General features: G+C 72.7%; 18 protein-coding genes. 7 read left to right on the forward strand and 11 right to left on the reverse strand.

Annotated elements, in window-relative coordinates; translation table 11 throughout:
* Nucleotides 1–46: 46 nt before the first annotated feature.
* Together ACWEQG_RS08275 and ACWEQG_RS08280 are read left to right on the forward strand one after the other, a co-directional pair.
* Nucleotides 47–760: a VC0807 family protein gene (locus tag ACWEQG_RS08275; protein ID WP_452282928.1), complete on the forward strand. Its 714-nt coding sequence runs from the start codon at nt 47–49 to the stop codon at nt 758–760.
* Nucleotides 757–1,779 (forward strand): hypothetical protein, encoded by a 1,023-nt coding sequence (locus tag ACWEQG_RS08280; RefSeq protein WP_452282930.1) that lies wholly within the window; start codon nt 757–759, stop codon nt 1,777–1,779. The genes ACWEQG_RS08275 and ACWEQG_RS08280 overlap by 4 nt, the downstream gene beginning before the upstream one ends.
* Here the strand turns inward: ACWEQG_RS08280 and ACWEQG_RS08285 are convergent.
* Genes ACWEQG_RS08285 through ACWEQG_RS08305 form a run of 5 tightly spaced genes read right to left on the reverse strand, consistent with a single transcriptional unit; the run spans nt 1,731 to nt 8,014 of the window.
* On the reverse strand, nt 1,731–3,341 hold the full coding sequence (locus ACWEQG_RS08285; protein ID WP_452282932.1) for an acyl-CoA synthetase: 1,611 nt from the start codon (nt 3,339–3,341) through the stop codon (nt 1,731–1,733). The genes ACWEQG_RS08280 and ACWEQG_RS08285 overlap by 49 nt on opposite strands.
* Before the next feature lie 18 nt (nt 3,342–3,359).
* Nucleotides 3,360–4,508, reverse strand: a complete 1,149-nt coding sequence (locus ACWEQG_RS08290) for a thiolase domain-containing protein (RefSeq protein ID WP_452282934.1) — start codon at nt 4,506–4,508, stop codon at nt 3,360–3,362.
* 8 nt (nt 4,509–4,516) lie between these two features.
* Nucleotides 4,517–5,557: a thiolase domain-containing protein gene (locus tag ACWEQG_RS08295; RefSeq protein WP_452282936.1), complete on the reverse strand. Its 1,041-nt coding sequence runs from the start codon at nt 5,555–5,557 to the stop codon at nt 4,517–4,519.
* Entirely contained in the window at nt 5,557–6,477 is a 921-nt protein-coding gene (locus ACWEQG_RS08300; RefSeq protein WP_452282938.1) for a Zn-ribbon domain-containing OB-fold protein, read from the reverse strand. Before ACWEQG_RS08300 ends, ACWEQG_RS08295 begins: the two co-directional genes overlap by 1 nt.
* Entirely contained in the window at nt 6,467–8,014 is a 1,548-nt protein-coding gene (locus ACWEQG_RS08305) for an acyl-CoA synthetase (protein ID WP_452282940.1), read from the reverse strand. The genes ACWEQG_RS08300 and ACWEQG_RS08305 overlap by 11 nt, the downstream gene beginning before the upstream one ends.
* 340 nt (nt 8,015–8,354) lie before the next feature.
* Here ACWEQG_RS08305 and ACWEQG_RS08310 point away from each other — a divergent pair, with 340 nt between their 5' ends.
* Nucleotides 8,355–9,170 (forward strand): crotonase/enoyl-CoA hydratase family protein, encoded by an 816-nt coding sequence (locus ACWEQG_RS08310; RefSeq protein ID WP_452282942.1) that lies wholly within the window; start codon nt 8,355–8,357, stop codon nt 9,168–9,170.
* 194 nt (nt 9,171–9,364) lie between these two features.
* Nucleotides 9,365–9,790 carry a nuclear transport factor 2 family protein gene (locus ACWEQG_RS08315; RefSeq protein WP_452282944.1) on the forward strand — a complete coding sequence of 142 codons (426 nt, stop codon included), beginning with the start codon at nt 9,365–9,367 and terminating at the stop codon, nt 9,788–9,790.
* A gap of 45 nt (nt 9,791–9,835) precedes the next feature.
* On the opposite strand, the gene ACWEQG_RS08320 is transcribed toward ACWEQG_RS08315, so the two are convergent.
* Nucleotides 9,836–11,029, reverse strand: a complete 1,194-nt coding sequence (locus ACWEQG_RS08320; protein WP_452282946.1) for a damage-control phosphatase ARMT1 family protein — start codon at nt 11,027–11,029, stop codon at nt 9,836–9,838.
* Nucleotides 11,030–11,218: 189 nt separating this feature from the next.
* Entirely contained in the window at nt 11,219–12,334 is a 1,116-nt protein-coding gene (locus ACWEQG_RS08325; protein WP_363467134.1) for an NAD(P)H-dependent flavin oxidoreductase, read from the reverse strand.
* Nucleotides 12,335–12,562: 228 nt separating this feature from the next.
* On the opposite strand from ACWEQG_RS08325, the gene ACWEQG_RS08330 reads away from it, so the two are divergent.
* A complete protein-coding gene (locus ACWEQG_RS08330) occupies nt 12,563–13,525 on the forward strand; it encodes a LysR family transcriptional regulator (protein WP_452282948.1) in 963 nt (320 codons plus the stop codon).
* A 294-nt stretch (nt 13,526–13,819) separates the two neighbouring features.
* Nucleotides 13,820–14,974, forward strand: a complete 1,155-nt coding sequence (locus tag ACWEQG_RS08335) for a S1 family peptidase (protein ID WP_452282950.1) — start codon at nt 13,820–13,822, stop codon at nt 14,972–14,974.
* A gap of 43 nt (nt 14,975–15,017) precedes the next feature.
* On the opposite strand, the gene ACWEQG_RS08340 is transcribed toward ACWEQG_RS08335, so the two are convergent.
* From ACWEQG_RS08340 to ACWEQG_RS08355, 4 genes are read right to left on the reverse strand one after another with little or no spacing between them, the layout of a single operon-like run.
* Nucleotides 15,018–15,767 carry a decaprenylphospho-beta-D-erythro-pentofuranosid-2-ulose 2-reductase gene (locus tag ACWEQG_RS08340; protein WP_452282952.1) on the reverse strand — a complete coding sequence of 250 codons (750 nt, stop codon included), beginning with the start codon at nt 15,765–15,767 and terminating at the stop codon, nt 15,018–15,020.
* Nucleotides 15,768–15,789: 22 nt separating this feature from the next.
* Nucleotides 15,790–17,139, reverse strand: a complete 1,350-nt coding sequence (locus ACWEQG_RS08345) for an FAD-binding protein (protein ID WP_452282954.1) — start codon at nt 17,137–17,139, stop codon at nt 15,790–15,792.
* Complete coding sequence (locus tag ACWEQG_RS08350; protein WP_452283911.1) at nt 17,136–18,062, reverse strand: decaprenyl-phosphate phosphoribosyltransferase; 927 nt, start codon at nt 18,060–18,062, stop codon at nt 17,136–17,138. Before ACWEQG_RS08350 ends, ACWEQG_RS08345 begins: the two co-directional genes overlap by 4 nt.
* Nucleotides 18,063–18,111: 49 nt before the next feature.
* A complete protein-coding gene (locus ACWEQG_RS08355; RefSeq protein WP_452282956.1) occupies nt 18,112–19,041 on the reverse strand; it encodes a DUF3068 domain-containing protein in 930 nt (309 codons plus the stop codon).
* Between the two features lie 185 nt (nt 19,042–19,226).
* Between ACWEQG_RS08355 and ACWEQG_RS08360 the strand changes: the two genes are divergently transcribed.
* Complete coding sequence (locus tag ACWEQG_RS08360) at nt 19,227–20,495, forward strand: acyltransferase family protein (RefSeq protein ID WP_452282958.1); 1,269 nt, start codon at nt 19,227–19,229, stop codon at nt 20,493–20,495.
* The last annotated feature ends 1,768 nt before the right edge of the window (nt 20,496–22,263 follow it).

Below are 22,263 nucleotides of genomic sequence, written 5' to 3' on the forward strand. Positions count from 1 at the left end.
ATCGCTGAATCTGCCCGGCTCCTCCGGCTTTCGAGACGCTTGATGCGTGCGGAGAGACGACCTGGAGGAGCCGATGACGCAGACCCTGAGCGCACCGCCGAGAGTCGAGCAGCCCCAGAGAGGCAATCTCGGCAGGCTGCTCGTGCCGCTGGCGCTCGACGTCGCCACGCCGATGGCGTGCTACTACCTGCTGCACGGCGCGTTCGGTATGAGCGAGGTCGCCGCGCTGGCCGTGAGCGGCGCGATCCCGGCCGTCCGGGTGGTCGCCGGCATCGTCAAGGACCGCACGGTGAACGGGCTCGCCGGGCTGACGCTGGCGGCCAACCTGGCCGGCATCGCGCTGAGCTTCGTCACCGGCGACGCCCGCATGATGATCGCCAAGGATTCCGGCCTCAGTGCCGTGCTGAGCCTGGCGATCATGCTCTCGGCGTTCACCCGGCAGCCGGTGATGTCGGCGGGGATGCGCCCGTTCGTCACCCGGGGCACGCCGGAGAGGGAGGCCGCCTGGGACCGGCTCGCGGAGCGGTCGCCCCGGTTCCGCCGGGCGGTGCGGCTGTTCAGCGGCATCTGGGGCGGCGTGCTGCTCGCCGAGTGCGTGGCCCGGCTGATCGGCGCGTTCACGCTGCCGGTGTCCACCATGGTCTGGCTGTCCAACGTGATGCTGATCGCCGCCATCGTGGTGGGGCTCCTGGTCGCGGGCGCGTTCGCCTCCGGGCCGATCATGGGGATGGTCAGGATGGAGGCGAGGGGCGCGCGATGAGAGGCAGGGGCATCAACTACGACACCGGTTTCCTGCCCGGCGGGCGCATCAGCCGGGAGACGTTCGACTCCGAGACGGTCCGCGCGGAGATGCGCGTCATCGCCGACGAGCTGCACTGCACGGCCGTCCGCATCACCGGCGGCCACCCGGAACGGCTCAGCGTCGCCGCGCGGCACGCCGCCGACGCCGGGCTGGAGGTGTGGTTCGCGCCCTTCCCCTGTGAGATGACCACGCGGGAGCTCGCGCCGTTCTTCGCGGACTGCGCCGAGCGGGCCGAGGAGGTGCGGCGCGGCGGCGCGGAGGTGGTGCTCGTCACCGGGTGCGAGCTGAGCATGTTCGCCGCCGGATTCCTCCCCGGGGACACCGTCTTCGACCGCATCGCGGGGCTCACGAAGGGCGACCCCGAGGTGTACGCCAGCTTCGCCGGGATCCCCGCGCTGCTGAACCCCTTCCTGGCGGAGACCGCCCGGGCGGCGCGTGAGGTCTTCGGCGGGCGGGTGACGTACGCCTCGGGAGACTGGGAGGGGGTCGACTGGAGCCCGTTCGACATCGTCGCGGTGGACGCCTACCGCGACGAGCGCAACGCGGCGACCTACCGCGAGGGGCTGCGCTCCCTCTTCGGGCACGGCAAGCCGGTCGCGGTCACCGAGTTCGGCACGTGCGCCTACACAGGGGCGGGCGCACGCGGCGGCATGGCCTGGGCCATCGTGGACCGGTCGCGAAGGCGGCCCCGGCTCACCGGTGACTTCACCCGCGACGAGGGCGAGCAGGTCCGCTACCTGAGCGAACTGCTCGCCGTGTTCGAGGAGGAAGGCGTGGACAGCGCCTTCTGGTTCACCTTCGCCGGGTACGGCCTGCCGTACGACGCGCACCCGCGCAGGGACCTCGACATGGCCTCCTACGGGGTGGTCCGGCTGCTGAAGGACGGCGGGCGGGAGCCGAAGGAGGTCTTCCACGCCCTCGCGGCCGCCTACTCCGGCGGACGCGCGACCGGCCGAGACGCGGCGGCGGCCACCTGACCGGCCCACCGGTAGTCGGCCTTGCCCGCCGGGGAGCGGACGATCTCCTCCACGAACGCGTAGGCCCGCGGCACCTTGTAGCCCGACAGCCGGGTGCGGCAGTGCGCGTCGAGCTGCTCCGCCGTCGGCGCGGCTCCGCCGTACGGCTGGACGACGGCCGCGACCCGCGAGCCCCAGCGTTCGTCGGGGACGCCGGTGACCACGGCGTCGAACACGGCGGGATGCCCCTTGAGCACCGCCTCGACCTCCTCGGGGAAGACCTTCTCCCCGCCGGTGTTGATGCACTGGGACCCGCGTCCGCAGAACCGGAGCGTGCCGTCCTCCTCGACCGTCGCGAGGTCGCCGGTGAGCAGCCACCGCACGCCGTGGGCGTCGGTGACGAAGGTGCGGGCCGTCTTGTCCGGGTCGTTGTGGTAGCCGAAGGCGATCCGGCCGCTCCTGGCCACCGTGCCGATCCGGCCGGAGCCCGGCTCGACCGGGGTCAGCGTCTCGTCCAGCACGGCCACGGCGGCGCCCGCGTTGGGCCGGTAGCGCAGGCCCGACTCCGGCGACGACCCGTCGACGCCCGACGCCGTGTAGCCGGACTCGGTCGAGCCGAAGTTGTCGAGGATCATCCGGCCCGGCAGCAGCTCCTCCAGCCGCGCGCGCACGGCGCCGCTGAGGATCGCGCCGGTCGAGCTGAGCACGAACAGAGACGACAGGTCGTAGGACCCGGCGGCCATCTCCTCGGCGAGCGGGCGGGCCATCGCGTCGCCGGTGATGTTCAGGCTGACGACCTTCTCCCGCTCGATCGCGCGTAGCACGGCGGCCGCGTCGAACCTGCGGACGTGCACCATCGTGCCGCCCATCCACCAGGCGATGAAGGTGCCCATCTGGGCCGCGCCGTGCATCAGCGGGGCCCCCGTCATCATGACGACCGGGGACGCCGCGCCGCGCGCCTGCTCGATCACCGCCTCGGGCGTCTTCAGCGGATCGCCGTACGGGTTGCCGCCGCCGAAGGCGAAGAACAGGTCCTCCGACCGCCACATCACGCCCTTGGGCATGCCGGTCGTGCCGCCGGTGTAGATGACGTACACGTCGTCGCCGGAGCGGGGCGGGAAGTCCCTGCCCTCGGACTCCACCGCCACCGCCTCCTCGTACGGCACCGCGCCCGGCACGGCCGTGGGGCCGCCGACGGCGACGAGGTGGCGCAGCCCGGGGACCTGCGCGGCCGCGGCCGCGACCCGGTCGCCGAACTCCACGTCGAACAGCAGGGCCGCGATGCCGGAGTCCCGGTAGAGGTAGAGCAGCTCCGACTCGACGTACCGGTAGTTGACGTTGACCGGGACGGCCCGCAGCTTCAGCGTCGCCAGCAGGGCCGCGACGTACTCCACCCCGTTGTAGAGCTGCATGCCCACGTGCTTGCCGTGGCCGACGCCGTGCGCGGCCAGGTGGTGGGCCAGCCGGTTGGCGTGGGCGTCGAGCTCGGCGTACGTAGGGCGGTCGTCGCCGCAGATCACCGCGACGCGGTCCCCGATGGCGTCGGCGAGCCCCTCGAAAAGATCGGCGTGGTTGAACTCCATCCGGCGGACCTCCCGCGCTCAGGGTTTACTGCTGCCGACGATCCACATCGCGAAGAACTGCGCGCCTCCGCCGTACGCGTGGCCGAGCGCGAGCCGCGCCCCCTCGACCTGGTGCTCCCCCGCCATGCCCCGCACCTGGAGCGCCGCCTCGGCGAACCGGATGAGGCCGGAGGCGCCGATCGGGTTGGACGACAGCACGCCGCCGGAGGCGTTCCACGGGGTGTCGCCGTCGAGCGCCGTGCAGCCGGCCTCGGTGAGCTTCCAGCCCTCCCCCTCGGCGGCGAAGCCGAGGTTCTCCAGCCACATCGGCTCGTACCAGGAGAACGGCACGTACACCTCGGCGACGTCGATCTCCCGGCGCGGGTCGGTGACGCCGGCCTGGCGGTAGACGTCGGCGGAGCAGTCACGGCCCGCGCGCGGGCTGACGACGTCGCGGCCGGCCACCATGATCGGTTCCGAACGCATCGCGGTGCCGTGGATCCAGGCGGGCGTGCCGGTCACCTTGTCCTCGGCCGCGAGCACGATCGCGCAGGCGCCGTCGGACGACGGGCAGGTCTCCAGGTAGCGGATCGGCTCCCACAGCATGGGGGTCGACTCGACCATCTCCCGGTTGATGCCGGGAATGCGCAGGTGGGCGTAGGGGTTCTTCAGCGCGTTCAGCCGGTCCTTGACCGCGACCAGCGTGCCGACGTGGTCCGGCGCGCCCGACCTGCGCATGTACTCCCTGATGTGCGGCGCGAAGTAGCCGCCCGCGCCCACGACCAGGGAGGCGTTGAAGGGCAGGTGCGTGGACAGGGCCCAGGTGGCGTTCGACTCCGACTGCTTCTCGAAGGCGACGACCAGCACCCGCCCGTGCACGCCGCCCTGCACGAGCGACGCGCCGACCAGCGCGGTCGAGCCGCCGACCGAGCCCGCCGTGTGCACGCGCATCACCGGTTTGCCGGCCCCGCCGAGCGCGTCGGCGAGGTACGCCTCCGGCATCATCACGCCCTCGAACAGGTCCGGCGCCTTGCCGATGACGACCGCGTCGATGTCGGCGAACGTCAGGCCCGCGTCCTCCAGCGCCCGCAGGGCGGCCTCGCGGACCAGCCCGGCCAGCGACACGTCCCGCCGTCTGGTCTGGTAGCGGGTCTGGCCCACGCCGATGACGGCACAGCGGTTTCCCACGGCGACTCCTACAGAGACTGGTCGAGGACGGCGCCTTCGAGCACGGCGACGAGGTTCTGCTGCAGGCACGGTCCCGAGGTGGCGTGCGCCACCGCGCGGTCGGCCGAGCCGTCGAGGATCCGCCGGGCCGCCTCGCCGACGCGGATCAGGCCGGCGGCCATGACCGGGTTGGCCGCGAGCGGCCCGCCCGACGGGTTGACCGTCACCTCGCCGGACAGGCCGAGCGCCGCGCGCAGGATCGGCTCCTCGTGGCTGAACTGGGTGTGCAGCTCGGCCACGTCGACCGGGCCCTTGCCCACCCCGGCCGCCCGGCCCGCCTCGGCCGTGGACATCGATAGGGACAGGTCGCGCATGCCCGGGTAGTGAGGCTCGGCGCGGTGTGCGATTCCGGTGATCCAGGCCGGCCGCCCGGCCAGCTCGCGGGCGCGGTCCCCGGCGGCCAGCACCACGGCCGCCGCCCCGTCCGTGACCGGCGCGACGTCGTACGGCCGCAGCGGCTCGACCTCGAACTCCTCCCCGGAAGGGTCGGGCAGGTCGAGGGCGCAGGGGTTGGCGCGGCCGTCCGCGCGGCTGCGCCGTACGACCTCGTCCAGCGCCGCCCTGTCCGCGTTCACCGCCGCGGCCTGCAACGCGGCGTACGACACCTGGTCGAGCCCGAGCGGCGCGAGATAGTACGGATCGAGCTGGAGCGTCATGATCTCCCGGATGTCCGACATCGACGACTTGCCGAAGCCGTAGACCAGAGCGGTGTCGATGTCGCCGTGCTGGAGCCGCACCCACGCCTCGTACAGCGCGAACGCGCCGTCCATCTCGACGTGGCTCTCGCTGATCGGCGGCCAGGCGCCGACCGCGTCGAGCGCCGAGACGAACGAGAACGGCGCCCCGGCCAGGTAGTCGCACGAGCCGGAGCAGGTGAAGCCGAACCTCTTCAGCCCGGTCGCCCGCTTGACCTCGTCGATGACCGGCAGCAGCAGCTCGGGCTCGGCCAGACCGGTGTCGTGGCCGGTGTGCACCGTCTGGGCGAAGGCGACGACCGCGACGTCCCTCATCACGCCCTCCCGGTGGCGTCGTCGAGGTCGGCGTCCGGCTCGCCGGTCGGCTCGAACCACCTCACGTTGGTCATCGACAGCGTCCGCTCCTCCGGCGGCACCCACACGGCGCGCACTCGCATGCCCTGCCGCACCTCGTGCGCGGGAATGCCTCCGATCAGCGCGATCATCGGCGTGTCTGCGCCGTCCAGCAGCACGTACGCCGAGACGAACGGCACCTCGGGGGCCCGGGGGTCGGGCAGGTTGTTGATCGCGTACGTGGTGACGGTGCCGGTGTCGGCGACCTCCACCTCCTCCTCCACCACGGAGCCGCACGCGGGGCAGGACACGCGGTAGGGCACGTAGACGGCGTCGCATTCGGCGCACCGGCCGCCGACGAACCTGCCGTCGCGCACGCCTTCGAGGAAGCGGGTGAGCGCCCGGCCCGGCGTGACGCGATACTCGGCCCGCACCGGCGCGACGAGCGAGGTGACCTCGGGCAGGAAGCACTCGATGTCCGTGATGTGGCCCGTCGTGGCGGCCCGCCAGCGCGGGCGGACCCGAAGCCCCGGCCTCAGCGCCTTCGGGCTTCCGGCGTCCACCACGTGGACCAGGGCGGTGTCCGCGCCGTCGAGTTCGATCAGCGCCCAGGCGAACGGCCGGTCGAGCGGGTGGCCGGGGCGCGGGGAGCCGACCCAGGCCCACGCCTGGACGGTCCCGGCCGGTCCGACCTCCACGTACTCCTCGGTGACCGGCTCGCCCGTGTCCGGGTCGTACTCCAGCGGCGGGACCAGCACCCGCCCGCCGGCCGTACGGACCCCGACCAGCCGCCGGTCGCGCAGCTCGGTGAGGAACCGCCCGATGACCGGACCGGTCGTCCGCGTGTAGCCGCCGGGGAATTCCAGGACGTGGGTGGCGACCGGTGATTCCTCAGATGGCACGGTCCCTGCCTTCCCAGTAGGGGGCGCGGAGCTTGCGTTTGAGCAGCTTGCCGTTCGGCTCGCGGGGCATCTCGTCGATGAAGTCGATGACGCTCGGCCACTTCATGCGGGCCAGGCGGCCCTCCAGTGAAAGGACGATCTCCGCCGCCAGTTCCTGCCCGGGAACGGCGCCGGGCGCGGGCTCGACGACGGCCATGATGCGCTCGCCCCACTCGTCGTCGGGGATGCCGAAGACGGCCACGTCGGCTACCTTCGGGTGGACCATGATCTCCTTTTCGATCTCGGCCGGATAGATGTTGGTCCCGCCCGAGATGATCATGTCGGCCTTGCGGTCGCAGAGGAACAGGAAGCCGTCCTCGTCCAGGTAGCCGATGTCCCCCACTGTGAAGAAGTCGCGAAGCCGGTTGGCCGCGGTCTTCTCCGGGTCGCCCTTGTATTCGAAGGAGATGCCCATCTTCATGTAGACGGTGCCGGGCGTGCCCGCGGGCACCGGGGCGAGCTCGTCGTCCACGATCAGCAGCTCGCTGCCCGGCCAGGCCTTCCCGACCGTGCCCGGGCGTTTCTTCCAGTCCTCGGGGGTCGCGATCGTGCCGCCGCCCTCGGTGGCGGCGTAGTACTCGTAGATCACGTCGCCCCACCACTCCAGCATCTGCCACTTGACCGGCACGGGGCACGGCGCGGCGGCGTGGATCATCCACCGCAGCGACGACAGGTCGTAGGCCCGCCGCGTCTCCTCCGGCAGCGACAGCAGCCGCTTGAAGTGCGTGGGGACCATGTGGGAGTTCGTCACCCGGTGCCGCTCGCACAGGCGCAGCGTCTCCTCGGCGTCCCACTTGTCCATGAAGACCAGCGTGTGACCCATGTGTAGTGCCGTACCGGCGAACTGGGTGACCGCCGTGTGATAGCCGGGCGAGGTGACGAGGTGGGCGTTCGGCCGCCCCGGCGTCACGCCGAACAGCCGCAGCAGCCCCGTCATCAGCTCGGCTGCGTCGTCGGGGTCGAGACCGGTGAGCGCGCGCCGCACGCCCTTCGGCCGTCCGGTCGTGCCGGAGGTGTAGTGCATGGTGGCCCCGGCCGTACGGTCGCCGGGCAGGGTCTCGGGCATGCCGCCGGTCAGCTCGGCCACCGGGCGGAAACCCTCGATCTCGCCGTAGGAGAAGCACCGCTCGGCCGCGATGCCGGCCTCCCGGGCGCCCCTGGCTGCCTCGGCGGCGTACCGCTCGTGGGCGAGGAACGCGGCGGCGTCGCTGTCGGCGACGATGTAGCCGATCTCCGGTCCGGTGAGGTGCCAGTTGACCGGCGTGTAGTACCACCCCGCCTGCAGGGCGGCGAGGTAGAGCACGAGGCCGTCCGCGCCGTTGGGCAGCAGGCCGCAGATGCCGTCCCCGGGTCCCAGGCCCAGCGCACGCAGGCCGTGGACCAGGCGGTTGGCCCGGGCGAGCAGTTCGCCCGCGGAGTGTTCCGTGCCGTCGGGATCGACCGCCGCGATCCACGCCGGGTCGGCCTGCGCGAGCCTCCAGAAACCGAGTGAGCCCATGTGCCAGCTCCCTTATGCGCTGTGTTTCCCGCTCACCATCGGGGCGCTTACTTCCGCCGAGGTCGTGCCGAAGGCGCGCGGTGAACGCTTCCCTCGTCGCTCGGAGTCGCTCGTTCCTCAGTCCAGATCGGCGGCGCGCCCCTCCGGATCGCTCGGCTCCGCACCGCCGGGCGTCAGCGGCCGCGAAGTGAAGCACGCCGGCACGACGCTGACAAGATCTGGCAATGCGGAGCGACTCAGATGAGAATCGGTTCTAGTTCTTGCGGGCAGACTAACCCCGCGCGCGATGTCTAACAAGCGCTTGATCGAACCGGTGACGCCGTCCCGCTGGAGGACACCTGTGGAGCTCCTGCCCGTCAGCACCCCGCACTGCCGGATCGAGCGCGACGGTCACGTGGTGATCGTCACGATGGACCGCCCCGAGGCCAGGAACGCGCTCTCGCAGGACATGCTGGTGGGGCTGGCCGAGGCCTGGCAGTACATCTCGGATGAGCCCGAGGTGCGGGTCGGCATCCTGACCGGGGCGAACGGCACGTTCTGCGCCGGGGCCGACCTCAAGGCGATGGGCACGCCGTCGCAGGACGAGCGGGTGCGCCGCCGGGCCGCCGAGATCCCCGACTACCACTGGAAGGGCCTGCTGCGCGATCCCGGGGCGCTGCCGTCCAAGCCGATCGTGTGCGCGGTCGAGGGGTACGCCGTGGCGGGCGGCACCGAACTGCTCGTCGGCACCGACCTGCGCGTCGCCGCCGAGAGCGCCACGCTCGGGCTGTTCGAGGCCAGGCGGGCGCTGTTCCCGATGGGCGGCAGCGCCGTCCGGCTGCCCCGCCAGATCCCGTACGCGTTCGCCATGGACGTGCTGCTCACCGGCAGGGCGGTCACGGCGGCCGAGGCGCTGGCGATGGGCATGGTCAACCGGGTCGTGCCGGACGGCCGGGCGCTGGAGGCGGCCCGCGAGATCGCCGATCAGGTGGCCGCCTGCGGGCCGCTGGCCACGCAGGCGATCCTGCGCGCCTACCGCGAGACGCTGGGCATGCCGGAGGCCGAGGCGTTCAAGGTCTCCGACGCGATCGGCTGGCCGGTCATCGGCTCCGAGGACGCCAAGGAGGGCGCGCGCGCCTTCCGCGACAAGCGCCCGCCGGTGTACCAGGGGCGGTGACGCGCTCCCTCCACGCCGTCTCTTGCCCTTGCCTCAGGGTCAGATCCGACGATGACCACGATGCCCCAGCCCGCAGGCCCGACGTTCCGGCCCGTGACATGCGCGTCCGCTGTCGCACGCCCATGCTTCGATCCGCGTCCAAGCGTCACCGCCCTAGCCTCGTTCGTGTCCGGGAAACAGCGAGGAGGACCGACATGACGTCGCAGAACACCGAGGTGCGGCATGACGTCGAGCACGTCTACCAGGCCTGGGACGCCGCTCTTGGCGCCAAGGACCTCGACGCCGCCATGGCGCTCTACCACTCCGACGCGACGCTGGAGAGCCCGCTCGTCCGCCACCTGCTCGGCACCGACGAAGGAGTGGTTCGCGGCCGGGAGGACCTGCGCCGGTTCGTCGCGAAGGTCTTCGCTCATCAGCCCGCCAAGCGCCGCCGCTTCCGCACCGCGTTCCTGACCGACGGGTCGCGGCTCGTGTGGGAGTACCCGCGCGTGGCGCCCGACGGCGAGCAGATGGACATCGTCGAGGTGATGGAGATCCAGGACGGTCTCATCAAGCACCACCGGGTCTACTGGGGCTGGACGAGCGTGGGAATGCTGCTCAGCGGCGAGCACTCGAAGTAGCGATCCCAAGCGGCCGGGCGGACGCGGACGACCCGCCGGGCCGGGTCAGGGGCGGGCCTGGACCATGGCGTGGGTGCCCGTGGTGCGCCACGGACGGCCGGTCGCGTCCAGCTCCGCCAGCGTCCGCTCCGGCACGCCGACGAGCGCGTCCGACTTCAGGGTGCGCAGCGCGACGACGGGCCCGGGGAAGTAGCCGGTGACCGCCGCGAACGGCGTGGTCGCCGGCCACGTCCGGTCGCCGACGAGCCGCCGGTAGTTCAGGTCGCCCTTCAGGATGGTCAGCGAGGCCGACGCGAACTCCTCGCGCAGGTCGTCCGGCATGTCGGAGTAGGGCAGCGGAGCGCAGGCGAAGGGATGCGTCCGCAGGCTGAGACGCCCCTCCTCCATCGCGGCCCACAGCCGGGCGCCGGCCTCCCCGGCCCGGCCGGGGGCCGCGGCGAGCCGCCGCAGGCACGCGAGCACGTCGGCCGCAGTGGCGTCGGACACGAAGTACGGAACGGGCTTCACGTGCAGGACGACCTCGCCCGCGAGCCCGCGGGCGAGGAGGTGGTCGACGAGCACGAGGTCGGGCAGCAGTTCACGCCCCGCGTTGTCGGCGACCAGGCAGATCCGCCCCGGCGCGGCGGCGTCGAGGAGCGACCACAGCAGCGGGCCGTCGTCCACGACCAGACCGGCCGCCCTCTCGTGGTCTCCGTCGAGCGTGACGCCGAAGGACAGGTCGGCGCGGTTTCCCCAGAGCGAGCCCAGCAGGAGCGCCCGGGCCTGCTCGTCCGGGGGCAGCGTCGCCGTCTCGTCGAGCGCCGCCAGTTCCCCGTCCACGATCGGGCCCTCGAGCTCGGCCTGCTTCATCGGGCCGAACGGGTCGACCCCGTGCCACGGGCCGTCGCCGAAGTATCCGGTGGCCTCCAGCAGCTTGCGGTAGAAGTAGCTCTCGCCCCACAGGAACGGCACGTCGACGTAGCGGCGGCCGATCTTCCCGCGTCCCCACTCGGCCCAGGCGGCGCCGTCGTGCGCCGACGGCTCCAGCGGCGCCATGACGTCGCGCACGACCTCGTCGAGCAGCCGGTCGAGCGCGCGCCGCCGGTCCGGGTCGTACGGCAGCGCCCGAGCGACCTGGCGGACGAGCACGGGATGCCGCTCCCTGAAGACGCTCAGGGCGTAGGAACCGGGGACGTTCCCCATGATCGGCGGCGGGATCGGCGGGGCCTCGGCCACGGTCTCGTCGCGGGCACCACTCATCCCCGGCATCCTCCCTCGGCTCGCGGAACTGCACCGCCAGTAAATCGCAGCGGCCGAACGATCGAGGGAGGCGGGGCAGGGTGTGGCAGGGATGGGTGGCAGGGGTCGGTGGCAGGGGGTGCAGGTGTGTGGGGCAGGGTGCGGCAGGGGTGAGGGACCGGGCGCACGAGGGACCGGCCGCACGCGGCGTCAGCCGTCGCCGGTCATGCGACCGAGGCGTTCCATGGCCTCGACGTACTCCTCCACCATCTCGAAGACGACCTGTTTGGCCGGCTTGACCTGGTTCATCGCGCCGATGATCTGGCCGGCGGGGAACGTGGCCAACTCGGTCGCGTCCGACCTGCCGATCCGCCGCAGCGCGTCGGAGATCAGCATGAACTGCAGCGGCATCGGCAGCGTGCCGGGCGACTCCGCCGACTCCCAGGCGTCGGTCCACTCGTTCTTCAGCAGGCGGGCGGGCTTGCCGGTCCAGCTCCGCGACCTGACGGTGTCGCGGGAGGTGGCCGCGATGATGCGCCGCCGTACGGTCTCGGAGGTGTCGGCCTCCTCCACCGCCAGCCAGATCGAGCCGGTCCACACGCCCTCGGCGCCGAGCGCCATGCCCGCGGCCATCTGGCGGCCGGAGCCGATGCCGCCCGCGGCCAGGACCGGCACGTCCACCGCGTCCACGACCTGCGGGATGAGCACCATCGTGGAGATCTCACCGGTGTGGCCGCCCGCCTCGGTGCCCTGCGCCACGACGACGTCCACGCCGACCTCGACCTGCTTGACGGCGTGACGCGGCGTGGAGGCGAGCGCCGCCACCTTCACACCCTTGGCGTGCGCCTGCTCCACGACGTCGGCGGGCGGCGGGCCGAGGGCGTTGGCGAGCAGCGCGATGGGATGCCGGAGCGCGACCTCGACCTGCGGCCGGGCCGTCGCGTCGGTCCAGCCGAGCAGCACCTTGCCCGAGTCGGATCCGTCCAGCGGCGGCACGCCGTGCCGGGCCAGCAGGTCCTCCACGAAGGCCCGATGCCCCTGCGGGATCATCCCCTGCAGCCGCGCCACCAGGTCGGCCGGGGAGTCCACGTCGAGGTCCGACCCCGCGTATGAGGCGGGCATCACCACGTCCACGCCGTACGGACGGCCGTCCACGTGGTCGTCGATCCACTTGAGCTCGATTTCGAGCTCCTCGGGGGTGAAATACAGGGCGCCGAGCACTCCCATGCCGCCGGCCCGGCTGACCGCGGCGACGACGTCCCGGCAGTGGCTGAAGGCGAAGATCGGGAACTCGATACCGAACATGTCGGTGACACGTGTCCGCATGCCTTCGAACGTACGACGGCCTCCGGCGAACTGCAACGCGTTCTAGTGAACCGCATCCGACGCGTTCCTACCAGCCGGTAACTCGACGGCCGGGACACGGCGGGAAGCCTCACGAGAACACGTTCCAGCACGCCGGGGCGAGGATCACCCGGCGATGACCACCGTTAAAGTCAGATTTCATGACAATGCGGGATTGCGGCCATACCACGGGGGTCGTACCTTCCCCCTATGGATCTGGAGATCCGCCACCTGAGAATCGTGCACGCGGTCGCCGAAGCCGGGAGCGTCACGAAAGCGGCCACCCGGCTCGGCCTCGCCCAACCGTCGCTCACCGCTCAGCTCAAGCGCATCGAGCGCTCACTCGGAGGTCCGCTGTTCGAACGCGACCGCAATGGCGCACGTCCCACTCCTCTCGGCGAGATGGTGCTGTCCCGCGCCCGGGTGCTGCTGCCCGCCGTACGGGACCTCCAGGAGGACGCGGTACGGTTCGCCAACACCTCGGTCAAACTGCCCGGCTATCGCATCGGCGCGACGAACGGGCCCATACTCGGCGGGCTGGTCGAGCGCCTGACCGCCGACCAGCCCGGCATCCCGGTCACCACCCGCACGTCCTGGTCGGCCGGTGAGCTGACCTCGCTCGCGGTGGCCGGCCGGCTCGACTTCGTGCTGCTCGGGACGTGCGGTGACAGCCCGCCTCCCCCGGCCGAGGCGATGAACTGGACCACGGTCGGCACCGACCCGGTCTTCGTGCTGCTGTCGGCGGACCACCCGCTCGCCGGGGAGAGGGAACTGGAGTTGTCCAGGCTCGCCGACGAACACTGGACGGTCGCCCCCGGCGACGGCTGTTTCGCCGACTGCTTCGCCGCCGCCTGCGCCCGGGCCGGGTTCGTCCCCGAGTCCATCTACGAGACGGACGTGGCGACCTGCCTGCACCTCGTCGGTGTGGGCAAGGCCGTCGCCCTGTGCCAGGCCACCTTCCGGCTCACCGCCGGGCTGGTCATGATGCCGCTGGCCGGCGCGCCGCTGCGCTGGCGGCACCTGCTCGGCTGGCACGCCGACTCGATGGGCGCGCGGGCCGCCGCCCCCGTGGTCGCCGCCCACGCCCGGGCCGCGTATGCCGAGGCGGTCCGCCTCAGCGCCCGCTACGCGGACTGGCTCGTCACCAACCCCGAATACGGCACCGTCCCCTGACGCGGCGGCGGGCGCACCCCCTGCGCCCCTCGCACGTCCGTCCACGCGGCCCGGCCCCGCCCGATCGCCCGCCCGCCCGATCGCCCACCCGATCGCCCACCGGCGTACGCCGCGGCGCCTGCCTCGTCTCGCGCTCACGCACGCCCGGAGGTTCGAAGGCGGTTATTTCCGGGCCAGCGAATCCCCCAGCGAGGGCGGTTCCATAACTCGGTGATAGGGGCGAATTGATAGATCCACCTGACAGCGGAGGTCGGTTACGTTGACGGCACCCCCCAAAGACAAGGAGAGCCCCACATGCTCCACAGACGCACCGTACTCGCCGGATGCGCTCTGGCCGTCACGGCCCTCGCCACGGTCGCCACCCCCGCCATGGCCGAGCCGAACAACTCTCCCGCCTCCTCCGCCGTCAAGCCCCCGCCCGCGATGGTGGACGCCATGCAGCGCGACCTCGGGCTCACCCCCGCCCAGATCGACGCCCGTCTCGCGAACGAGGCGAAGGCCATGGCCACCGACACCAAGGTGCGCGCCACCATCGGTGACGCCTACGCCGGATCCTGGGTCTCCGGCACCACCTCCGAGAGCTTCATCGTCGCCACCGCCGACGCGTCCAAGGCCGCCGCGATCCTGGCCGCGGGCGCGCAGCCGAAGATCGTCGGCCGCAGCCTCGCCACGCTCGAGTCCGCCGAGGCCGCCCTGGACCGGGCCGCCGCCGGAGCGCCCGCCTCCACGTCCGTCTGGTACGTCGACGTGCTCAGCAACAGCGTGGTCGTGCTGTCCTCCAACACCGCAGAGGCCGAGGCGTTCGTGGCCGCGAGCGGCGCCGACAGGTCGGCCGTACGCGTCGAGCAGTCCACCGAGCAGCCGCAGACCTACTACGACGTGCGCGGCGGCGACGCCTACTACATCAACAGCTCGGCCCGGTGCTCGATCGGCTTCTCCGTACGCAGGGGAACCACGAACGGCTTCGTCAGCGCCGGACACTGCGGCCGCGCCGGCAACAGCACGACCGGCTACAACCGGGTCGCCCAGGGCACCTTCCAGGGCTCCTCGTTCCCCGGCAACGACTACTCCTGGGTCGCGGTCAACAGCAACTGGACGCCCCGGGGCTGGGTCAACAACTACAGCGGCGGCAACGTGGCGGTGCGGGGCTCGTCCACCGCGCCCGTGGGTTCGTCGATCTGCCGGTCCGGCTCGACCACCGGCTGGCGCTGCGGCACCGTCCAGCAGCTCAACGCCAGCGTCCGCTACTCCCAGGGCACGGTGAGCGGCCTGACCCGGACCAACGTCTGCGCCGAGCCCGGTGACTCCGGCGGCTCGTTCATCTCGGGCAACCAGGCTCAGGGCATGACCTCCGGCGGCTCCGGCAACTGCTCCTCCGGCGGCACCACCTACTTCCAGCCCGTCAACGAGGCCCTCTCGGCGTACGGCCTCACCCTCGTCACCGGCTGATCCGGCCGAACCATGGAGGCTCCCCCGCCGGCCCGGCACAGGGTCAGCGGGGGAGCCTGCGCCATATGGGACGGGGAAGCAGCCGCATCACGGCGAACGCGAGCCGCAGCCGCGCGGGGACCCACACGGTCCCCTTCCGCGTGTCCAGCGCCTCCACGACCGCGTCCGCGACCTCGGCCGCCGTCACCGACATCGGGGCGGGGGTCATCCCGCGCGTCATCCGCCCGATCACGAAACCCGGCCGGACGACCACGACCCGGGCCCCGGAGCCGTGCAGCGCGTCGGCCAGCCCCTGGGCGAAGCCGTCCAGCCCGGCCTTGGCCGAGCCGTACACGAAGTTGGCCCTGCGCACCCGCACCCCGGCCACCGACGACAGCACGACGAGCGTGCCGTGTCCCTGCTCGCGCAGCCGCCCGGCGGCGGCCAGCCCGATCGAGACGTGGCCGCCGAAGTTGACCGCGACGTCGCGGGCGGCGGCGACCGGGTCGGCGTCGTAGACCGCCTGGCTGCCGAGCACGCCGAACGCCGGGATCACCACGTCGAGGTCGCCCACCTCGGCGGCGGCCTCCTCGATCAGGGCGGCGTGCGTCTCCGGGCGGGCGGCGTCGAAGTCCAGCACGTGGACCTCGGCCCCGAGCCGTTCGAGGGCCTCCACCGGCGCGGTCCCACCGCGTGCGGCGAGCACGACCCGGCGGGCGCCCCGCCGGACCAGCCGCTCCACGATCGCGAGGCCGATCTCGCTGCGCCCGCCGAGCAGCAGGACCGTGTCGACCGAACCCAGTGCGTTCCTCACAACCACTCCCTCGACGGCGGAATCAGCACAGGCGCAGCCTACGGGCGAGGTCGGAGACGAAGACGCCGTCCGGGTCGGCCCGGCGCCGGATCTCCCGCCACTGCGGCAGCCGGGGGTACGTCGCGGCCAGGGTGGCGGCGGACATGCGGGAGTCCTTGGCCAGGTAGAGGCGGCCCCCCGCCGCGGCGACCCACTCGTCGAACTCGGTCAGCATCGCGGCCAGCCCGCTCTGCCCGGCCGGGATGTCCAGGGCCAGCGTCCACCCCGGCATGGGGAACGACAGCATGCCGGGGGTCCCCGCCCCGAACCTCTTCAGCACGGTCAGGAACGACACGACCCCCGCGCCGGACAGCCGCTCGACCACCCGGCGCAGCGTGTCCTCCGCTCCGAGCGGCACCACGAACTGGTACTGCACGAAGCCGCGCGGGCCGTACATCCGGTTCCAGCCGTCCACGCCGTCGAGCGGGTGGAAGAACGGCGCGATGCCCTGGACGATCCGGCGCGGAGCGGCGGGGGCCTTGCCGTACCAGGCGGCGTTGAAGGCTCGTACGGTGGCCCGGTTGAGCAGGCCGCCGGGCACCCGGGGCGGGGCCGACAGCAGGGGCCGCGGCGCGAAGGCGAGCGGGTTCCCGCGCGCGCGGGCGGGCAGGTCGCCGGGCACGGCGTGGTCGCCCCGGGTGAGCACGCCCCGGCCCATCCGGCCGCCCCGCGCCAGCAGGTCGATCCACGCCACGGTGTAGCGGTGACCGTCGTCGGTCGCGATCATCGTCGCCAGGGTCTCGTCGAGGTCGCGGGTGCGCTCGATGTCCACCCGCACCCACGCGGTCTCGACCGGCACGCACCGGAACGTCGCCTCGGTGATCACCCCGGTCAGCCCCATGCCGCCCACCGTGGCCCAGAACAGGTCGTCGCCGGGGGTGAGCGTACGCAGGCTCCCGTCGGCGGTGAGCAGGCGCAGCGAGAGCAGGTGGGCGCCGAAGGAGGAGTCGACGTGGTGGTTCTTGCCGTGCACGTCGGCCGCGACGGCCCCGCCGACCGTGACATACCGGGTGCCGGGGGTCACCGGGACGAACCAGCCGCGCGGGACGAGCGCGGTCATGAGGTCGTGCAGGCTGATCCCCGCCGACGCGGTGACGATCCCCGCGGAGTCGACGTGCCACGACCGCTCCAGCGCGGTGCAGTCGAGCACCAGCCCGCCCGCGTTCTGCGCGGCGTCGCCGTAGGCGCGGCCGAGGCCGCGGGCGACGACGCCGCGGCCCCCCGCCTTGGCCAGCAGCGCGGCCGCCTCCTCGGCGGTGCGCGGGCGGGCCACGGTGGCGCGCGTGGGCGCCGTGCGCCCCCATCCCGTCAGCAGCGTCATGCCAGGAGTCATGCCAGTTGGATACCGCACGCCAGCAGGACCAGCATCAGTGCGAGGAAGATCTGCAGCGGGCGGTCGCGCAGCACCAGTTCCTCGGGTTCCTCCCCCACCCCGCGGTCGACCAGCAGCGCGTGCCGCAGCACGACCAGCACGAACGGCACGATGCTGAGCGCGCAGAACGCCCTGGCCGGCCCGGTGTGCTCCTGGAGGGCCCACAGGCAGTAGGTGACGATCATCGCCCCCGAGGCCATGACGCGCACGTGGCCGAGGTAACTCGCCGTGTAGGTCTCCAGCGTGGCCCGAACGGCCGGACCGTCCCCGGGCCGGGCGCGCAGCTCGGCCTCCCGCTTGCCGGTCACCAGCAGCAGCGAGCCGAGCGAGACGACCACCAGGAACCAGCTCGTCACCGGCACGGCCACGGCGACCGCCCCCGCGTACGCGCGCACCACGTGGCAACCGGCCACCGCGACCAGGTCCACCACGGGCTGGTGCTTGAGCCAGAGGGTGTAGGCGAAGGTGAGCGCGAGATATCCGGCGACGACGGCGGCGAGCGGCCACCCGCCCGCGAGCCCGGCGAGCAGGCCGGCCGCCAGCAGCGCCGCGCCCGCGGTCCGCGCGAGCCGTACGGACACGATCCCGGCCGCGACCGGGCGCAGCCGCTTGCGCGGGTGGCGCCGGTCGGCCGCCACGTCGGCCGCGTCGTTGAAGAGATAGGAGCCGCCGGCGGCCAGGCAGAAGGCGGCGAACGCGACGAGCGAGCCGCGCAGGCCCGCCCCGGTGGTCAGCACCCCGGCGGCGGCCGGCGCCGCGAAGACGAGCGCGTTCTTGAGCCACTGCCGCGGCCGGCAGGCCCGCACCAGCCCCGCCGCGCGTGCGCGCCGGGAGGGCGCGCCCGCCGCAGGAGTCGCCACCGGTGGACCCGTAGGCGGGCCCATCGGCGGGTTCAGCGCGCTCTCCCGCTTCACGGACAGGTCCGTTTTCGGGTTACTTCACGCGGCCGGGCCGCAGCAGCAGCCACGCCCCGACGACGGCGAGCGCGAGCCCGAGGATGAGGGCCACCAGCGGGAGCGTCGTCCTGATCAGCGTGATCTGGGCCATGTTGTCGCGGGCCGTCTGCACCATGTCGCTGACGGTCTCCGGGGTGAACGACGCGGTGGCGATGAGGGCGGGCAGGCGCTCGACGCCGTCGGCCGTCTTCAGCACCTCGTGACGCTGCTGCTCCTGCTTGACCGCCACGCCGGTGTTCGGCTCCACCCAGAACGTGATGGTGCCGTCGTAGACGCGCTCGACCTGGATGTCACCGGTGCCCTTCATGCCGAGCACGGAGGCGGGCGCGCTGAGCGTGTCGGTGACGGTCGGGGGGATCTGCTGCGTGAACTTGTAGACCGGCAGCCCGTTGACCGTGTCCTCACCGGTGAAGGTCGCGTCGTACGCCTTGCGCGCGTCGGCGTTGAACACCGGGTAGGTCTTCTTCTCGACGCCGAAGGGGAACAGGAAGACCTGGCCCCGCAACTGCACGGGCTGCGCGCCCTCCCCGTTGTCGACGCTGGTGCCGCAGCAGGTGACGCCCTGGCCGTTGAACTTGTTGAACGCGCTGCGGAACTGCGTCATCGAGATCCGCGGGTTGTCGTTGGTGACGTCGCTGGCGGCCGTGAACTGGTCCCACACCACGTGGTCGTCCTTGGACTCCTTGACGTCGCCCCGGACGGTGACCGTGATGTCGAGGTCGCCGGTGAGGACCTTGAGGTCCCGCATGCTGAAGTAGCGAGCGTTGGGAGCGGTCAGTTTCGCGACGCTGTACTGGTCGGCCGGCGCCTGCACGAGCTTGTCCGCCACCTGGAACCGCAGCAGCGGCGCGAAGACGACGAGGAACGCCCCGATTGCCAAGAGAACAACTCCCACTCCGCGGCGCATCGCTCCTCCTGGGACAGACCAGTTGATGCCTATTTATCCTGAAACAGGTTTCTATTTCGCTGTATGTTAGACGGGGCAGTGACCGACGTCACGAGGGATATGGAAAAGTGACCGAAACAGGTTCTAGCTCGTCGGTGACTCGTGACATGTTACCCGCCGGTTCGCAACCCGTTCGTGACACTGCCGTGCCCGTCGGCCACGTCGACGCCCTCGACGGCGTGCGGGCGCTCGCGGCCGTCGCCGTCCTCGTCTTCCACGTGGCGATCGAGTCGGCGGCGGCGCTGCGCGACAACTTCTTCAGCAGCCTGCTCGCCCGGGGAGACGTCGCGGTCCCCATCTTCTTCGCCCTGTCCGGGCTGCTCCTCTACCGGCCGTACGCGCGCGCCGCGCTGCTCGGGGAGCGTCCCCCGGACACCCGCGTCTACCTGGTCAAGCGTGCCCTGCGCATCCTCCCGGCGTACTGGCTGGTCGTGGTCGTGGCGATGGTGCTGTGGTCCAAGCCGCACCTCGGCGACGTCAAGACGTGGCTGCAGCTGCTGCTGCTCGGCCACACCTACGAGATCCACCCCTGGTGGTTCGGGCTCGGGCCACGCGGGCTCGCCCAGATGTGGAGCCTGTGCGTCGAGGCCGCCTTCTACGTGCTGCTGCCGCTGGTCGCCGCCGTGCTCGCGGCGTACGCGCGGCGCGGCGGCGCCGGCCCCGACGCCCGCGCCCGGCGGCTGCTGGCCGCCGTGGCCGTGCTCGCCGCCTCGTCGTTCGCGTGGGCGCTGCTCACCTACTACCCGGTCTACCGGCCCTACCTGAACGCCTGGCTGCCCCGGGCCTGGGTGTTCTTCGCGGTGGGCATGGCGCTGGCCGTCGTGTCCGAGTGGGTGCGGGAGGAACGCGACCCCGACGGCCCGGCGCATCGCTTCGTCCGGGCGGTGGGCGCGTCGGCGGGCTCGTTCCTGCTCGTCGCCGCCCTCGCGTACGCCGTGGCGGCCTCGCCGCTGACCGGCACGCGCTTCAGCGGCGTGGACGGCGTCTGGGCCGACCTGTCGGAGCTGGCCCTGTACACCACCGTGGCGGCCGGGCTGGTGACCCCGGCCGCGCTGCTGCCGGCCGGCGGCTCGCCGTACGGCCGCTTCCTGAGCAGCCGCGTGATGCGCTTCCTCGGCCGGGTGTCGTACGGCGTGTTCCTGTGGCAGTTCGTGGCCCTCTATCTCTGGTACGACTTCACCGAGCAGCAGGCGTGGAGCGGGAACTTCGCCGGCAACCTGGCCGTGGTAGGCGCGCTCACGCTGCTGCTCGCCACGCTCACCCATCGGTACGTCGAGGAGCCGGCGAGGCGCCTCGCCCGCCTGGCGACCTCGTCGCGGACGCGGACGGCGAGGGGGACGGAGACGCCGACGGGGACTTCGACGGGGACCTCGGTGGAGACGCCGACGGAGAAGGCGGCGTCGCCGCTGCCGTAGGGGCGGGCGCGCCGGGCACGGGGTCGCCGTAGGCGAAGCCCTTCAGGCAGGCCCCCGACGGGTCGTCCAGCCGGATCAGCAGCCCCTTGCCGACGGCCGTGACCGGGAACCGCACCAGCGCGCCGCCGGAACCGGTGGCGTGGAACCGCAGTTGCCCCCGCTGCCCGCTCATCTCGTAGCTGCCGGTGCCCGCGCGCTCGGCGGTGTAGGCCAGCCCGGCGATCGGCCCGGGCCCGCCGAAGGACACGACGTCGGGGAAGAAGATCGCGTCGCCGAGGAGCGGGAAGCACGCGCGGTCCCCCGGCGGCACCACCCCGACCGACGCCTTGACCTCGACCGGCGCGAGCCCGCCCTTGTCGTCGAAGACGAGCGCCTGCTCCGACGGCTCGGGCACCCGCATCCGGGCGCGCAGCGCGGGCCGGGCGAGCGGGGCCAGCAGGTGGTGGCTGAGCCTGCGGTTGCCGTTCCAGGGCAGCACGATGTCCTCGGGCAGCGGGCTGGAGTAGATGACGGCCGTGTCCGGCACCCGGGCGAGCGAGGCCCGCACCGCGGCCAGGTAGGCCCGCACGCGGTCGCCCGACAGCGTGTCGCGGTAGTTCTGGATCGAGACGACCGACATCGCGAGGTAGGCGCCCGCGAGAAGCCCCGCCGCCGTCGGCAGCCCGCTCCCGGCCGGGAGCGGCCGCCGGTACGGCTCGGCCTCCTCCCGCATGGGCAGCAGCGCGAGTCCCAGGCAGACCGCGAGCACGATCGCCGCGTCGGCGACGTACCGGGTCTCGGAGCCGACGACCTGGGCGAGCCCGGTGCCCCGCGCGATCGCCGTGGGCACGCCGTCCGCGGCGACCAGGTAGCCCGCCAGGATCAGCCAGGCCCGGACGGCCCGGCGCCGCCACATGACGGTGCCGGCCACCAGCGCGGCGAGCACGGCCCATCCGGCGGCCACCAGCAGCGGGCTCGGGTCGGCCAGCCCTCCGTTGGGCAGCACCGGGCCCCACGACAGCGGCCCGCCGACCACCCCGGCGGGGAAGATCTCGCCGAGCAGGCGGCCCAGCAGGTCCGCCGCGTCGCCCGGCGCCGGGACGGCGGCGCCCTCGCCCGGCGCGGTGCCGCGGCGGGCCAGGTACAGCGCCGCGTACGCGCCCATCAGCAGCGCGTACGACCCCCACAGCCGCCAGTGGGAGCGCAGCTCGCGCAGCATGAGCGCCGGCCACGGGCCCGCCCACGGCCGCAGGTGCGACGTGGTGAGCGCGAACAGCAGGAACGGGACGAAGACCCCCTTCGTGCTGAACGCCATGCCGGCGAGGACCCAGAAGAAGGCCCGGCGGGCGTGCCGCGCCCCGCCCTCCCCGACGTACCTCACCTGGGCGGCGAGGGCCATGACCATGGCGAGCTGGAGCGGCACCGCGTTGACGGCGGCCGACCACCAGCCGAAGGCCGGGATGGTCAGCGGCGAGAACAGGGCGAGGGTGAGCGGCAGCAGGATGCCGGGCCGCGTGCCGAACAGCCGCACGAGCAGCCGCAGCAGCATGACCGCGGTGGCGGCCTGGACCGCGAACGTGACCGCCGAGACCAGCAGCCAGTCGTACGGCGACAGCCGCGACAGCACCCAGGTGAGCCCGAGCGCCCCCGGCATCAGGTGACCCTTGTGGACGCGGAACAGGAAGTCGAACGTCAGGGAGTGCTCGTAGGCGTCACCCACGAACAGGAAGTCGTCCTCGACGAAGGACGACGACGTGAGCACGGGGACGCGGACCGCCAGCGACGCCGC

The sequence above is a fragment of the Microbispora sp. NPDC004025 genome, from assembly GCF_053604425.1.

What these genes read in the sequence shown, in the direction of transcription:
- ACWEQG_RS08315 (WP_452282944.1), top strand. Translation starts at nt 9,365, where the DNA reads ATGACGTCGCAGAACACCGAGGTGCGGCATGACGTCGAGCACGTCTAC.
- ACWEQG_RS08335 (WP_452282950.1), top strand. Translation starts at nt 13,820, where the DNA reads ATGCTCCACAGACGCACCGTACTCGCCGGATGCGCTCTGGCCGTCACG.
- ACWEQG_RS08305 (WP_452282940.1), bottom strand. Translation starts at nt 8,014, where the DNA reads ATGGGCTCACTCGGTTTCTGGAGGCTCGCGCAGGCCGACCCGGCGTGG.
- ACWEQG_RS08350 (WP_452283911.1), bottom strand. Translation starts at nt 18,062, where the DNA reads ATGGGCCCGCCTACGGGTCCACCGGTGGCGACTCCTGCGGCGGGCGCG.
- ACWEQG_RS08345 (WP_452282954.1), bottom strand. Translation starts at nt 17,139, where the DNA reads ATGACTCCTGGCATGACGCTGCTGACGGGATGGGGGCGCACGGCGCCC.
- ACWEQG_RS08330 (WP_452282948.1), top strand. Translation starts at nt 12,563, where the DNA reads ATGGATCTGGAGATCCGCCACCTGAGAATCGTGCACGCGGTCGCCGAA.
- ACWEQG_RS08285 (WP_452282932.1), bottom strand. Translation starts at nt 3,341, where the DNA reads ATGGAGTTCAACCACGCCGATCTTTTCGAGGGGCTCGCCGACGCCATC.
- ACWEQG_RS08325 (WP_363467134.1), bottom strand. Translation starts at nt 12,334, where the DNA reads ATGCGGACACGTGTCACCGACATGTTCGGTATCGAGTTCCCGATCTTC.
- ACWEQG_RS08355 (WP_452282956.1), bottom strand. Translation starts at nt 19,041, where the DNA reads ATGCGCCGCGGAGTGGGAGTTGTTCTCTTGGCAATCGGGGCGTTCCTC.
- ACWEQG_RS08320 (WP_452282946.1), bottom strand. Translation starts at nt 11,029, where the DNA reads ATGAGTGGTGCCCGCGACGAGACCGTGGCCGAGGCCCCGCCGATCCCG.
- ACWEQG_RS08280 (WP_452282930.1), top strand. Translation starts at nt 757, where the DNA reads ATGAGAGGCAGGGGCATCAACTACGACACCGGTTTCCTGCCCGGCGGG.
- ACWEQG_RS08295 (WP_452282936.1), bottom strand. Translation starts at nt 5,557, where the DNA reads ATGAGGGACGTCGCGGTCGTCGCCTTCGCCCAGACGGTGCACACCGGC.